At 73.5% G+C, this 13,656-nt stretch carries 12 protein-coding genes; 9 read left to right on the forward strand and 3 right to left on the reverse strand.

Annotation, left to right across the window (positions count from 1 at the left end):
• Positions 1-80 precede the first annotated feature (80 nt).
• Together ACIBEC_RS02025 and ACIBEC_RS02030 are read left to right on the forward strand one after the other, a co-directional pair.
• Positions 81-614, forward strand: a complete 534-nt coding sequence (locus ACIBEC_RS02025; protein WP_360490409.1) for a SigE family RNA polymerase sigma factor — start codon at positions 81-83, stop codon at positions 612-614.
• Positions 611-1,561 carry a hypothetical protein gene (locus tag ACIBEC_RS02030; protein ID WP_360490410.1) on the forward strand — a complete coding sequence of 317 codons (951 nt, stop codon included), beginning with the start codon at positions 611-613 and terminating at the stop codon, positions 1,559-1,561. Before ACIBEC_RS02025 ends, ACIBEC_RS02030 begins: the two co-directional genes overlap by 4 nt.
• Positions 1,562-1,619: 58 nt before the next feature.
• Here ACIBEC_RS02030 and ACIBEC_RS02035 read toward each other — a convergent pair whose 3' ends face one another.
• Entirely contained in the window at positions 1,620-2,834 is a 1,215-nt protein-coding gene (locus ACIBEC_RS02035; protein WP_360490412.1) for a glycosyltransferase, read from the reverse strand.
• A gap of 200 nt (positions 2,835-3,034) precedes the next feature.
• Between ACIBEC_RS02035 and ACIBEC_RS02040 the strand changes: the two genes are divergently transcribed.
• The gene (locus ACIBEC_RS02040; RefSeq protein WP_360490414.1) at positions 3,035-3,838 is read left to right on the forward strand and encodes a nucleotidyltransferase domain-containing protein; all 804 of its coding nucleotides are present in this window, start codon (positions 3,035-3,037) and stop codon (positions 3,836-3,838) included.
• A 189-nt stretch (positions 3,839-4,027) separates the two neighbouring features.
• On the opposite strand, the gene ACIBEC_RS02045 is transcribed toward ACIBEC_RS02040, so the two are convergent.
• On the reverse strand, positions 4,028-5,767 hold the full coding sequence (locus ACIBEC_RS02045; RefSeq protein WP_360490416.1) for a 2-isopropylmalate synthase: 1,740 nt from the start codon (positions 5,765-5,767) through the stop codon (positions 4,028-4,030).
• Between the two features lie 180 nt (positions 5,768-5,947).
• On the opposite strand from ACIBEC_RS02045, the gene ACIBEC_RS02050 reads away from it, so the two are divergent.
• The 6 genes from ACIBEC_RS02050 to ACIBEC_RS02075 all read left to right on the forward strand — a co-directional run bounded on the left by ACIBEC_RS02050 (position 5,948) and on the right by ACIBEC_RS02075 (position 12,903).
• Positions 5,948-6,631, forward strand: coding sequence for an FCD domain-containing protein (locus tag ACIBEC_RS02050; protein WP_360490418.1), 684 nt, complete (start codon positions 5,948-5,950; stop codon positions 6,629-6,631).
• Positions 6,632-7,210: 579 nt separating this feature from the next.
• Positions 7,211-10,048, forward strand: a complete 2,838-nt coding sequence (locus ACIBEC_RS02055) for a nitrate- and nitrite sensing domain-containing protein (protein WP_360490754.1) — start codon at positions 7,211-7,213, stop codon at positions 10,046-10,048.
• Complete coding sequence (locus tag ACIBEC_RS02060; RefSeq protein ID WP_360490420.1) at positions 10,048-10,503, forward strand: roadblock/LC7 domain-containing protein; 456 nt, start codon at positions 10,048-10,050, stop codon at positions 10,501-10,503. The genes ACIBEC_RS02055 and ACIBEC_RS02060 overlap by 1 nt, the downstream gene beginning before the upstream one ends.
• A 5-nt stretch (positions 10,504-10,508) precedes the next feature.
• On the forward strand, positions 10,509-10,979 hold the full coding sequence (locus tag ACIBEC_RS02065; protein WP_396287664.1) for a DUF742 domain-containing protein: 471 nt from the start codon (positions 10,509-10,511) through the stop codon (positions 10,977-10,979).
• 2 nt (positions 10,980-10,981) lie between these two features.
• Complete coding sequence (locus tag ACIBEC_RS02070; RefSeq protein ID WP_360490422.1) at positions 10,982-11,629, forward strand: ATP/GTP-binding protein; 648 nt, start codon at positions 10,982-10,984, stop codon at positions 11,627-11,629.
• A 104-nt stretch (positions 11,630-11,733) separates the two neighbouring features.
• Complete coding sequence (locus tag ACIBEC_RS02075) at positions 11,734-12,903, forward strand: FAD-dependent monooxygenase (protein WP_360490424.1); 1,170 nt, start codon at positions 11,734-11,736, stop codon at positions 12,901-12,903.
• 44 nt (positions 12,904-12,947) lie between these two features.
• Here the strand turns inward: ACIBEC_RS02075 and ACIBEC_RS02080 are convergent, their stop codons facing one another.
• Positions 12,948-13,550, reverse strand: a complete 603-nt coding sequence (locus ACIBEC_RS02080; protein ID WP_360490426.1) for a DUF4328 domain-containing protein — start codon at positions 13,548-13,550, stop codon at positions 12,948-12,950.
• Positions 13,551-13,656: the final 106 nt, after the last annotated feature.

Here is a 13,656-nt window from a genome sequence, read left to right on the forward strand (position 1 = left end):
GCCGTGGCTCTGAAGGAGGGCCCGCACGGGAGTAAGCGCTTCCGGCCGCCCACGGGCTCTGGGTGGGTGAGGAGGTGCTCATGGGAGACGCGAAGAGCGGGCCGAACGACGAGTTCCAGGCGTTCATCGTCGCGGTCTGGCCGCGCCTGGTACGGACGGCGTACCTGCTGGCCGGCGAGCAGTACGCGGCGGAGGACCTGGTGCAGTCCGCGGCGGAGAAGGCCTGCGCGGCCTGGCCGAAGGTGCGGCGGGCGGACGATCCGTACGCCTACGTGCGGCGGATCCTGGTCAACCAGCACGCCCGCCGGTGGCGGCGCCGGCTGCCGGAGCTGCTGGTGGACGCGGTGCCGGACGCGGCCGGACCGGAGGACGGGTTCGCCCGGTCCGACCAGCGCGGGGCGCTGCTCACCGCGCTGACGACGCTGCCGCCGCGCCAGCGGGAGGCGGTGGTGCTGCGGCACTGGGAGGACCTGAGCGACAGCCAGACGGCGACGGCCATGGGGTGCTCGGTCGGCGCGGTGCGCAGCCACGCGGCGAAGGGCATCGCGCGGCTGCGGCAGGTCACGGAGCTGGTGGGACTCAAGGACACGACACACATCGGAGGAGCGGTATGAGCGCGGACGTGGACGCCGGCAAGGACCTGTGGATCGGGCTCGGCCTGGCCGAGGCGGCGGCGGAGGCGAAGGTCGGCCCGGCGCCGGTCGCGGACATCGTGGCGGGCGGCCACCGGCGGCGGCACCGCCGCCGTACGGTGGTCGGCGCGGTGGCGCTGGCCTCGGTGGCGGCCCTGACGGGCGGGGTGCTGGCGCAGTTGCACCCCGGTCCGGCGGCCACCCAGCATGTCGCCCCCGCCGGGATCGGAGTCCCCGCCGGCACCGGAGCTGTCGGGACCGGAGCCGCCGGAACCGGAGCCGCCGGCGAGTCCGCCACCGTCCCGACGGCCGGAGCCGCCACCCCCGGCGCGCGCGACCCGTTCACCCCGGTCCGGGTCCGGCTCGGGCAGGGTGTCGCCAACGGCAAGACCTGGGAGATCTGGCAGGCGCTCTGGCCGGCGGCGCCGAAGGAGCGGGCGTACGAACAGGCGCTGGCGGTGTGGCAGGAGCGCACGCCCTTCGACTCCACCGTCCCCAAGCCCACTCCGGAGTACGTCGCCCAGTACTGGGACCCCGACTCCGATGTCATCAACACCTACTTCACCGTGGACGGGGTGCGCCTGGGCCACGACGCGGAGGGCAGCACCCCGTCCCCGGGCAAGCTCGACCCGCGCGAGCGGACCGTCCACGGCGGCGGCCTGTTCGGCCGCAGCAGCAAGGACGGCATCGTGCCGCCGGCGGACGTGGTGACGCTCTCCATCGGCCCCGACGTCGGCCGGGTGCTGGTGACCTGGGCGGACGGCACGACCACCGAGCCCCAGCCCGTCACCGTCGGCGACTCCCCGACCCGCCGCATGGTGGTCGCCCGCCCGGGGACGATGCGGGCGACGTCCTGGCAGTTCTTCGACAAGAACGGCAACAAGCTCCCGGACGAGGGCGCCAAGTACCTCACCGAGCCGGCCTCCTGACCTGCTCGGGAGTGGGAAGTCGGCCCCGCCGACTTCCCACTCCGCCCGGGGAACGGTTTCAGCCCACCGCGTCCAGCAGCAGCCTCGCCGCCACCGCGGTGCCGTCCGTGCGGATCTCGCCCGCGACGGCGGCGGCCCGCCGGGTGGTCTCCGGGGTCAGGGCCTGCCGGAGGGCGGCGGCCAGGGAGTCGGCCGTCGGGGTGGGGCCGTCGTGGGCGACGCCGATGCCCAACTCGGCCACCCGCGAAGCCCAGTACGGCTGGTCGACGATCTGCGGGACCAGGACCTGGGGCACACCGGCCCGGGCGGCCGTGGTGGTGGTGCCCGCGCCGCCGTGGTGGACGACGGCCGCGACCCGACGGAACAGCGCCTGCTGGTTGACCTCCCCGACGGCGAAGCAGTCGTCCGCGCCGTCGACCTCGGCCAGCTGGGCCCAGCCGCGTCCCAGCAGCACCCGGCGGCCCTGCGCGCGGACGGCCTCGACCGCCGCCCGGGCCGCGCCCGGCGCGTCGCGCAGCGGCATGCTGCCGAAGCCGACGTACACCGGTGCCTCGCCGGCCGCCAGGAAGGCCTCCAGGTCGGCGGGCAGCGGGCGCTCGTCCGGCAGGATCCACGGGCCGGTCTGTTCCACCTCGAGGTCGGCCGGGAGCCGCCACGGGTCGAGCGTCGGATCGGTGGCCAGCCACGGGCGGTCGGTGAGGACGTGGTCGCGGACGTTCTCGACCACCGGCAGCCCGACGGCCGCCCGGTGGTCGTTGACCGGCCCGCCGAACAGCGCGTTCATGGCCCCGATGTTGAGCTCCCACAGCTCCCGGTGGTCGGTCACCTCCGCCGGGTACGGCTGCATCGGGTACTCGAACGGCCGGTGGTGCGGGGAGGGCAGGACGGTCGGCTGCAGCGCGAGGTACGCGAAGCGCGCGCCCAGCTTCTCGGCTGCCGCCTGCGCCCCGGCCACGGCCGGGAACAGCCCGGTCGCCACCACCGCGCCGCCCGGCTCGGCCGCCCCGAGCACCGCCTCGTAGAACTGCTGGACCAGCGCGGCCGCCCGCTTCGGCAGGTCCGACGGCGCCGGCGGCGGCCCGCTCACCAGCGAACGCACCGACTGGCCGACCGGCACCAGGTCCACCCCGACCTCGGCCAGCCGCGCCGCGAACTCCTCGTCCGGCGGCGCGCACACCCGCACCTGCACGCCAAGCTCCTGCAGCCGCAGCGCCAACCCGGCCAGCGGCTCGACATCCCCGCGCGACCCGTACGCCGACAACACCACTCGCACTCGTGACTCTCCCGTTTTCGCCGGTCCTTGGGCTTGAGTTGGTGATTCTGCGGCATGACGGGGGCCTTGCGGCAAGGCCCCCGTGGCTCTATATCTTGAGAGTGGCGAGGAGTGAGTTCACCTCCTCTGCTTCCCTCACCTCGTCCTCCACTCCCTCGGCCGTTCGACCCTTCCGCCTTTCGCTCTGTCAGACTCTGTCCATGCGAACGATCATCGAGGGCATGGCCGATCAACTGACCACCGTGCCGGGCGTGGTGGGCGTGATGCTCGGGGGCAGCCGGGCGCGGGGCGAGTACAGTGCGGGCTCGGACTGGGATCTCGGGGTGTACTACCGGGGCGACCTCGACCTGGAAGCGCTGCGGGCACTGGCCGGCCCCGGCGTGGAGGTCGCCGGGCCGGGCGGCTGGGGGCCGTGGGTGAACGGCGGCGCGTGGCTGCGGGTCGACGGCGTCGCCGTGGACTGGATCCTGCGGGACCTGGACCGCGTCGAGCAGGTGTGGGCGGACTGCCGCGAGGGCCGCTACGAGGTAGGGGTTCAACCGGGCCATCCGCTCGGATTCTGGTCGCCCTGCTACCCCGGCGAGGTGGCGTGCGGGCAGGTACTCGCCGACCCCGCCGGCGAGTTGACGGCTCTGAAGCGGCAGACAGCACGCTACCCCGAGCCGCTCCGCGAGGCCCTGACGGCGGCCGCCTGGGAGGCCGGGTTCCTTCTCGACGTCGCCGAGAAGGGAGCCGCCCGCGCGGACGCGCTGTACGTCTCGCTCTGCCTGTCCCGGGCGTTCGGCGTCCTGGTGCAGGCCCTGCACGCCCACGACCGCCGCTGGTGCCTCAACGAGAAGGGCGCCCTGGCCGTCGCCGAGCAACTCACCGCCGCACCCGAGGACTTCGGCCGGCGAGTCCGCACCCTCCTCGCAGCACCCGGCGGATCGGCGCACGACCTGACCGCGACGGTCTCCCGGGCACAGGAGCTGACCCGGGAGACTGTCGTGAAGCTCGGACGTTGACCGACCATCAGGCGGAGCGGTCTTCAGGCGAAGCGGCCCTCAGGCGAAGCGGCCCTCAGGCGAAGCGAACGGGCTGCCGTCCGGACGGTGTTCCGGTCGGTTCGGCGTCACGGCGGACGGGGCTCCATGAGTCCCTCTCATGACCCCGACCTATGAGTTCCTCGCATGACCCCGACCCATGAGCCCCGCTCATGACCCCGACCCATGAGCCCCCCTCATGACCTTCCCGGTAGCGCCGCCGGCGGCGGCCCGGCCCGCCGCGCTCAGCACCGCCCGTACGCCGGCTGTGAGGACGGAGGTGTCCCGTCCGGCGCCCCAGACGACCCGGCCTCCGATCCGCGCCTCGACGTAGGCGACCGCTTCGGGCCCGGAGCCCACCGCGTGTTCGCTGAAGGAGAGGATCTCTGCCCCGACCGCGTCCGCGACGGCGTCCAGCGGTCCGACGCCGGTGCCGCGCCGTCCGTCGACCTCGGCCCAGTCGTCACCCACCTGCCAGGCCCATGAGGAACTCTCATCGAGGTACTCCGCCCGGAACAGCCGGTACAGCTCCTCGCCCGTCACTTCCCTGCCGCTGTCGTCGGTCGCCTGCTGTACGGTCCGCGCGAACTCGATCTGCAGTCGTCGGGGCAGCTCGAGCCCTTCGCCGGCGCGCAGCAGATAGGCGATGCCGCCCTTGCCGGACTGGCTGTTGACGCGGATCACCGCCTCGTAGTCGCGGCCCAGGTCGGCCGGATCGATCGGCAGGTAGGGCACCGACCAGGGTGCCTCCCGTTCGGGGACGCCCAGTTCGGCGGCGGTTTTGGCGTGTTGCACGAACCCCTTCTTGATGGCGTCCTGGTGGGTGCCGGAGAAGGCGGTGTGCACCAGGTCGCCGGCGTACGGGTGTCGTTCGTGGACGGGCAGCCGGTTGCAGTGTTCGACGGTGCGCCGGATCTCGTCGATGTCGGACAGGTCGAGCATCGGGTCGACGCCCTGGGTGTGCAGGTTGAGTGCCAGGGTGACCAGGTCGACGTTCCCGGTGCGCTCGCCGTTGCCGAACAGGCAGCCTTCGATCCGCTGTGCGCCGGCCAGCACCGCGAGTTCGGCGCAGGCGACGCCCGTGCCCCGGTCGTTGTGCGGGTGGACGGAGAGGATCACCGCGTCGCGCCGTTCCAGGTGCCGGTCCATGTACTCGATCTGGTCGGCGTAGACGTTGGGTGTGGCGATCTCGACGGTCGCCGGCAGGTTGTGGATGACCGGACGGTCGGGACTCGCGTCCCACAGCCGGGTCAGCCCGTTGCACACCTCCAGCACGTAGTCGGGTTCGGTCAGGTTGAACACCTCGGGCGAGAACTGGAACCGCAGGCCGTCCCGGCCCTCCCCGAGCCGGGCCATGTGGGTGGCGGCTTCGGTGATGAGCGCCCGCAGCTCCGCCCGTTCCTTGCCGAGGACGACGTCCCGCCACAGCGGCGCGGTCGCGGTGTAGAGGTGGACGACGACGTGCGGCAGGCCGGCGACGGCCTCGAAGGTGCGCTCGATCAGGTCCGCCCGGGCGGCGGTGAAGACGACGACCGTGACGTCTTCGGGGACGGCGCCGGGGGTGGTGGCGAGTTGGCGGACGAAGTCGAAGTCGGCGCGGCTGGCGGAGGGGTAGCCGACTTCGATCTCCTTGAAGCCCATGGCCAGGAAGAGGTCGAACATCCGTTGCTTGCGCGTCGGGTCCATCGGTTCGGCGAGGGCCTGGTTGCCGTCCCGCAGGTCGACGGGCACCCACAGCGGCGCCCGCTCGATGCGCCGGCCGGGCCAGCGCCGCATCAGGGCGGGGACGTGGACCCGGTCGTGGGCGGGGCGGTAGCGGTGGGAGGGCATGGCGCCGCCGCGTTGCGGGTTCCAGGCGGGGGTGCCGGCCGGGACGGGCCCGGCGGGGGCGTGCAGGGTCGGGAAGATCATGCGAGTTCCTCATGACGCATACCGGTGACCGGCAGGTCGGCGCCCCGCAGCGGGGTGCCGGTCCGGTCACGCCCCGCTGCGGCCACCAAGAAGAAGGCCCCCCACGGGGAGGATCCACGGCTGCATGTTGGGTAGAGTACCCACGACACAAGTCCTCAGACAACCTGACAGGTGAGCCCGATGATCCCGCTCCGCCCCTCCCCCCTCGCCGAGCAGGCCGCCGCGCGGATCGAGGAGCAGATCCGGTCCGGCCAGTGGCCGGTGGGCGGGAAGCTGCCGGGCGAGGTCGCACTGGCCAAGGAGCTGGGTGTCGGCCGCTCGACGATCCGGGAGGCGCTGCGCACGCTCGCCGCGGCCGGAATGGTGCAGAGCCGCCAGGGCTCCGGGGTGTTCGTCACCGCCGACCGCCCCGCCGAGGACTGGCCTGCCCGGCTGCGCCGCGCCGAACTGGCGCACGTCTACGAGGTGCGGACGATGGTCGAGGTGCAGGCCGCCCGCCTCGCGGCCACCCGGCGCACGGAGGCGGACCTCGCCGCCCTCGACGCCGCACTGGCGGCCCGCCGCGCGGCGGGCGGGGCCGACGACACCGCCTTCGTGGACGCCGACATCGCCCTGCACACCGCCCTCGTGACCGCTGCCCACAATCCCGTCCTGGACGACCTCTTCGCCCAGTTCGCCCCGGTTCTGCGGGAGCAACTGGTCACCCTGGTCGGCCTGTTCGACCTCCGGACCGAGGACCCGAACCAGGGCTACGACTCGCACGCCGCTCTCGTCCGCGCCGTTCACGACGGCGACCCGGAGGCCGCCGGTCGGGTCCTGGCGGCCGAGCTGGAGGCCACCCGCTCCCGCCTCCTTGCGGACTGAGCCTTCCGACGGACCGCGAAGCCGGCGAACGTGCCCGGTGAACCCGCCGAGGCCCGGTCCCGTTGAGTCCGGTGGAGCACCCGTCACGGGCGCTCCCGATACGGCGTCACACAGTTTTCACACGGTGGCCACCCGCCGGCCGCGCGACGCGTTGACACTGTGTCAAGCGAGTCCGAAACGGCCTGCTCCGTATGCATACAGTCAACGACTGAATGACATTGTGTCCCATGTGTGTGCAAGCACAGCCCAGGTGGCGAACAGGCTTTCACTCCAATCACACGGTATGACTAGTATCGCTTCGTCAAAAACCCGTGCCCGGACGGCCCGGCCCCTTACCGGCCGGCCGCCAGCCCCAAGGAGTCTGCTCTGCGCGCGCGTGCGAATCGGCGGCCCCCGACGCCGAAGGGCCCCCGCAGGCGTCCACGCCTGTCCCTGCGGACGGCGCTGCTCGTCCTGGCCGTCGTCCCCAGCATCGCCCTCGTCGTCCTCTGGGCGGTCACCAGCGGCGAGACCGTCTTCGACTTCCAGCGGCAGGCCGCCCAGGGCCTCCTGGCCCAGAAGGCCGGCCAGCCGTCGAACATCGTCTACTACAACCTCCAGGAGGAGCGCCGGCTCAGCGCCGAGGCACTCGCCCGGCCCGGCGCCAACACCGACCAGCTACGCCGCCAGCGGCAGTCGACCGACGACGCGGTGCGCCAGTTCCAGGCCCTGTCCGGCGAGACCGCCGACAGCGCGCCCGGGGAGGTGCGCAGCGCCGTCGCCGAGGCCCGCCAGGCCATGGGCAAGCTGGCCGAGCAGCGCGCCGCCGTGGACCGCGGATCGGTCGACCAGCAGACCGTCTACGCCTACTACACCGACCTGATCGCGGTGGACCTGCGGCTGTTCACCGCGCTCAGCCACGTGGACACCGGCGAGGTCACCTGGATCTCCAAGACCCTGGTCAACGCCTTCTGGGCGAAGGAGATGCTGGCCCGCGAAGACGCCGTCCTGGCCCGCGGCTGGCCCACCGGCCGGCTGAGCACCGCCGACTACCAGGCCGTCCAACAGGCCATCGGCGCGCAGGACCACCTGCTCACCGTGCAGGTCCTCCCGTACATCCCGGACGGCGAGGCCCCCGCCTGGCACGACCTGATGAACAGCCCGGCCTGGCAGGCCAAGGCCGCCGTCGAACAGCAGCTGACCAAGCCCACCGCCGCCGACGCGGCCGGCACCGTCAAGCTGCCCGCCGGCCAGGACCAGTGGCGCCAGGCCCTCGACCAGCTCAACCCCCCGCTGGTCAAGGCGATCGAGACCCGCACCAGCGGCATCGTCGAGGTCGGCAAGGGCACCATCCTGAGCCTGCTGACCCGGGTCGTGCTGACCACCGTCATCGGACTGATCACGGTCGTCGCGGTGGTCATCGCCTCCTGGCGGATCAGCCGCTCGCTGCGCCGCCGCATCAAGGAACTGCACACCCAGGCCGAGGAGATGCGGCGCACCCTGCCCGAGGTGGTCGAGCGCCTCGGGCGCGGCGAGCAGGTGGACGTCGAGGCCGAGACCCGCACCATCACCGCCGGCCCGCACGGCAACGGCACCGACGAGCTGGCCCGCCTCGGCCTGGCCCTCAACCTGGCCCGCGCCTCCGCCCTGGAGGCCGCCGTCGGCCAGGCCGAGCAGCACCGCGGCTTCGAACGGCTGCTGCAGCGCATCGCCCGCCGCACCCAGCTGCTGATCGGCCGCCAGCTGCGCAAGCTGGACGAGCTGGAGCGCAAGCACGAGGACCCGGAGGTCCTGGAGGGCCTGTTCGACCTCGACCACCTCACCGCCCGTCTGCGCCGCTACGAGGAGAACCTCGTGATCATGGCCGGCGGCCAGCCGCAGCGGCGCTGGCGCAAGCCCGTCCCGCTGCTGGACGTGCTGCGCGCCGCGCAGGGCGAGGTGCAGGACTACCGCCGGATCATGCTCGACGTCGAGGGCCACCCGTGGCTGTCCGAGCGGGCCGTCGGACCGGTCGCGCACGTGCTCGCCGAGCTGATGGAGAACGCCACCACCTTCTCCAAGCCGCCCACGCCGGTCGAGGTCCGGGCCGCCCTGGTCGGCCGCGGGCTCGCGATCGAGATCGAGGACCGCGGCCTGGGCATGGACCCGGCGCAGTACGACGCGGCCAACGAGCTGATGAGCCGTCCGCCGCGCACCGACGTGCTGGCCCGGGCCGACGACATCCGCCTCGGCTTCCACGTGGTCGCCCGCCTCGCCACGCTGCACGGGCTGAAGATCGAGTTCCGCCCGTCGGCCTTCGGCGGTACCCGGGTGGTCGTGCTCGTCCCGGACGAGCTGGTCATCGACGGCGACACCGGGCTGCCGGACGGCTCCCCCGGCGCGCCCGCCGAGCCCATCCCGCTGGTCCGGCGCTCGCGCCGGGCGGTGCGCTCGGCCTCCGACGAGGTGCCCGCCCAAGAACCGGCCGGACCGCCGGTCGCACCGGTGGAGTCCTTCGGACAGGGCCACTTCGTGCCGCAGGCCGCGCCCGTGCCACTGGCGGTGGCGGCGGCTCCCTACCCGGCGGGCCCCTACCAGGCTGCGCCCGAGCAGGAGGTGCCCCACCCGGCAGCCCCCGCGCACGAGGGTCCCGTACCGGCGGATCCGGTCCAGGAGGCACCCGTACAGGAGGCCTTCCCACCGGTGCCGGCGGCCCCCGCCCTGGAGGCGCCGTACCCGTCGGTTCCCGTCCAGGAGCCGTTCCCGCAGGGGCCCTACTCGCAGCCGCCCTTCCAGGAGCAGCCCCTCCCGCAATCCGCCCTCCCGCAGTCCCCGCTCCCGCCCGAGCAGCCGATCGAGCACAGCTCCCCCGGCGACCCCGCGCCCGCGGGGGACACCCCGGCCTACCCGGACATCGCCTACGCCCGGGTCACCGAGGCCGAGGCCCCGTACGCCGACGAGCAGTACCGCCCGGCCGACCACTATCGGCTGGCCGAGCGGCGCAGCACCCGCGAGTACCCCACCTCGGTGCCGTACAGCCCGGCCGAGGGCGGGCAGCCGCCGCTGCCGCAGCGCGTGCGGCAGGCCAGCCTGGCCGCCGAGCTGCGGGTGCCGCCGCCGGCCCCGCAGTGGGTCGAGCGCCCCGCCGAGGCCGGATCCGGGGCCGGGTCCCAGGCCGGGACCGAGGTCACCGCCGACGCCGCCGCACCGCCCGCGGGCCCGTTCCAGCGCTCCGACCGCCCGGTGCGGCGCGCGGGTGCGGCAATCGGTGCCTTCCAGCGCCAGTCCCGTGCCGCCCGGGCGCAGGACAGCGGCGAGCACCGGCTGCCCGCGGTCCCCACCCCGGCGGCTCCCCCCGCCCCCGGCGCCCCCGCCGGTCCCCCGGCTCCCGCGCCCGGCCCCTCCCCCTGGGCCCTGCCTGCCGCGGACTCCCGAACCACACGAACGGATGACCAGTGATGAACCGCACGATCGCCACCCACCAGGACCTGGACTGGCTGCTGGACGGACTCGTCGACTCGGTGCCCGGGACCAGGAACGCCGTCCTGCTCTCCGACGACGGTCTCGTGGTGAGCCACTCCCGCACCATCGAGCGGGCCGACGCCGAGCGGCTGGCCGCCGTCGCCACCGGCCAGCAGAGCCTGGCCCGCGGCGTCGGGCAGCTCTTCGACGGCGGGCCGGTGCACCAGGTGATCGTCGAGCTCGCCGAGTGCTGGCTGTTCATCATCGCCGCCGCCCAGGGCACCCACCTGGCCGTGGTCGCCTCCCAGGAGGTGGACGCCGAGGTGATGTCCGTCGCGATGCACACCCTGGTGCAGCAGGTCGGCCAGAAGCTCACCACCCCGGCCCGCAGCGAGAACGCCCCTGGTGCCCCCGCCTCGTTCGACGTGTTCGCCGCCCGGAACCGGGGCTGACCCGGGTGGGCCCGTACGGGAACGACGCCGCGCGGGAGGACCCCCGGCGGCGCGGCGCGGTGCCGCACTGGAGCGAGCTGGAGGAGGACGCGGAGGACGAGGCGGGCAGCATGGTCCGCCCGTACACCATCACCCGCGGCCGCACCGCGCCCGAGCGGGACGACCTCACCCTCATCACCGTGCTCACCACGGTCGAGGAGGAGGCCGCCGTGGCCCTGGCGCGGGGCAGCCGCGCCGGTGCCCGCGGCCTCCAGCCCGAGCACCGTCTGATCCTCGACCGCTGCCGGCGCCCGGCCGCCGTCGCCGAGGTGTCGGCCGGCCTGGACCTCCCGGTCTCGGTCACCAAGATCCTGCTGGGCGACCTGGTCGCCCAGGGCCTGCTGAAGGCCCGGGCGCCGCTCTCGGTGGCCCGGGCCGCCGGGGGCGTGGACCTCGGCCTGCTCACGGCCGTACGCGAAGGACTCCGGAGACTCTGAACATGGCAACCCCCCGCTCCGCCATCGGCGACCCCACCGCCCCCCACTCCGCCACCCACTCCGCCATCGACAGCCCCGCGGCCGCCCCGGCCGCCCCGGCCGCCGTCAAGATCCTCATCGCCGGCGGCTTCGGCGTCGGCAAGACCACCCTGGTCGGCTCGGTCAGCGAGGTCACCCCGCTGCGCACCGAGGAGTACCTGACCCGGGCCAGCGTCGGCGTGGACGACCTGTCCGGCGTCGACCAGAAGGACACCACCACCGTCGCCCTGGACTTCGGCCGGATCACCGTCAGCCCCGAGCTGGTCGTCTACCTGTTCGGCACGCCCGGGCAGGAACGCTTCTGGTTCATGTGGAACGACCTGGTCAACGGCGCCCTCGGCGGGATCGTCATCGCCGACACCCGCAGGTTGGAGACCAGCTTCGCCTCGATCGACTTCTTCGAGAGCCGGGGCATCCCGTTCGTGGTCGCGATCAACTGCTTCCACAACACCAACACCCGTACCCCCGACGAGATCCGGGCCGCGCTCGACCTCGACCCGCAGGTGCCGATGCTGCTCGGCGACGTACGCGAGCGCGCGTTCGGGCGGGACCTGCTGCTCGCCCTGGTCGACCACCTGATGGAACTCGCCGCCGCCTCCCCCGTCGGCTGAACCGTCCTTCCTCCTCCCCCGGCGATACCCGTCATCCCAGCCTCACACGTCGTCCCAGCCTCACCCGTCCCCCGGCTGAACCGCACTTCCCTGGGAGCACCAGCATGACCACACCCCTGCGCGTCCTCGTCCACGGCGGCGGCATCGGCGGCCTCACCCTCGCCACCGCCCTCGCCCAGCGCGGCCACCACGTCGATGTCGCCGAGCTGCACGAGCAGTTGGAGGCGCTCGGCGTCGGCATCATCCAGCCGTCCAACGCCCTGCACGTGATGCGCGAGATCGGCGTCCTGGACGACTGCCTGGCCGCCGGCTTCGAGTGGGAGGTGCTGACCATCTGCGACCCGGCCGGCGCCACCCTCGCCAAGATCCCGCAGCCCCGGATGGGCGACGCCCCGTCCAACAACGGCATACCGCGTCCCGCCCTCGCCCGGGTCCTCGCCGACGCGGCCGCCAAGGCCGGCGCGACCGTCCGCTTCGGCACCACCATCGCCTCGATCTCGGACCACACCAGCGGCGATGGTGACGGCGCAGGCGCAGACGCAGGCGGCGGCGTCGACGTCACCCTCACCGACGGCCACGCCGCCCGCTACGACCTGGTCGTCGGCTTCGACGGCATCGGCTCGCCGCTGCGCAAGCACCTGTACGGCGAGACGTACGCCCCCGAGTACACCGGCTTCGCCAACTGGCGCGTGACGCTGCCGCGTTCCCCCGAGGTGCAGGGCGTGGTGATGTCCGCCGGCAACCTCGAGGCGAAGGCGCTGCTCACCCCGATCAGCGAGGAACTCATGTACCTGGGCTCGGTGTTCGCCGAGGCCGAGGACTTCCGTCCGGACCCGGAGCGCGCCCACGAGCAGCTGCGCGAGCGCCTGGCCGGCTTCGACGGCCCGATCGCCGAGGCGCTGGCGCAGGTCACCGACCCGACCGCCGTGGTCTACTCGCGGATCTCCCAGGTCACCGTCGAGGAGCCGTGGCACGTCGGCCGGATCGTCCTCGCGGGCGACGCCGCCCACGCCTCCACCCCGCACCTGGCCCAGGGCGCCGCGATGGCCGTCGAGGACGCGCTCGTGCTCGCCCAGAGCCTGGACGCCGCCGACACCGTCCCGGCCGCCCTCACCGCCTGGGAGGAGCGCCGCCGCCCGCGCGCCATGTGGGTCCAGGGCCTGTCCCGCGCGATCCTCAAGCAGGAGACCGGCACCCCGACCACCCCGGAGGAGGACGAGCTCCTCAAGGTGGGCATCCCGGGCGCGGCGCACGTCCTCGTCCAGCCGTACTGACGGCTACGCCTGGTCGGCTGCCGGCTGCCGGCAGCCGACCAGGCTCAGCGGAGTGCTTCAGCGCGCCGCTGGGTCTGCCAGCTGCCGATCCGGTGGATGGTGTAGATGATCAGCACCCCGGCGAGCACGTCGAGTGCGGCGGCCACGGTGCCCAGGTACACGGCACGGCGCAGATCGTCCTCCGAGAGCGCGTCCTGCATGACCTGGTACGTGTAGGCCCGCCCCACGTAACCCCCGATCACCCACGCTCCCCACCAGGCGGCGAGCAGCGGACCGGGATTCGACCGCCGGGGCGCGCTGGCCTTCCAGATGTCCGTCACGACCTGGTACGGGATCCACAGGTTCGCCACCGGGGTGATCCAGGAACCGACCGTCCAGCCCCGGGCCCGGCGCTGGCTGCTCGGGCCGCCCAGCGACTCCGCGTTGATCCGCGCCCGCCACAGCCAGGCCAGGAACACCACGCCGGCCGCGACGACCAGTACCAGGCCCTTCCAGAAGGTGAAGAAGCTCGAGAAGTCATCGGCCGCCTGGAGATCCGACTCGGTCGCGTTCCCCGCGAGGGCGTCCTCGACCGCGAGGTAGACGCGCCAGTCGGCCACCGTGAGCAGGACGTCGTACAGCAGCGACAGGAGGATCAGGACCGTCACGGCGACACCCCAGCCGGTCACGGCCCGGCGCTGCCCCGTTCCGCCCCCGCCCGTGCTCTCGAACGTGCTGCCTTGCTGCGGATGGTCCACGTTTCCCCCAGAGTTC

The organism is Kitasatospora sp. NPDC051164, assembly GCF_044455625.1.
GTDB lineage: Bacteria > Actinomycetota > Actinomycetes > Streptomycetales > Streptomycetaceae > Kitasatospora.

Bases quoted from the DNA above. Each gene is read 5' to 3' on its own strand.
- ACIBEC_RS02060 (WP_360490420.1), top strand. From the start codon at position 10,048: ATGAACCGCACGATCGCCACCCACCAGGACCTGGACTGGCTGCTGGAC.
- ACIBEC_RS02045 (WP_360490416.1), bottom strand. From the start codon at position 5,767: ATGATCTTCCCGACCCTGCACGCCCCCGCCGGGCCCGTCCCGGCCGGC.
- ACIBEC_RS02025 (WP_360490409.1), top strand. From the start codon at position 81: ATGGGAGACGCGAAGAGCGGGCCGAACGACGAGTTCCAGGCGTTCATC.
- ACIBEC_RS02075 (WP_360490424.1), top strand. From the start codon at position 11,734: ATGACCACACCCCTGCGCGTCCTCGTCCACGGCGGCGGCATCGGCGGC.
- ACIBEC_RS02030 (WP_360490410.1), top strand. From the start codon at position 611: ATGAGCGCGGACGTGGACGCCGGCAAGGACCTGTGGATCGGGCTCGGC.
- ACIBEC_RS02050 (WP_360490418.1), top strand. From the start codon at position 5,948: ATGATCCCGCTCCGCCCCTCCCCCCTCGCCGAGCAGGCCGCCGCGCGG.
- ACIBEC_RS02040 (WP_360490414.1), top strand. From the start codon at position 3,035: ATGCGAACGATCATCGAGGGCATGGCCGATCAACTGACCACCGTGCCG.
- ACIBEC_RS02070 (WP_360490422.1), top strand. From the start codon at position 10,982: ATGGCAACCCCCCGCTCCGCCATCGGCGACCCCACCGCCCCCCACTCC.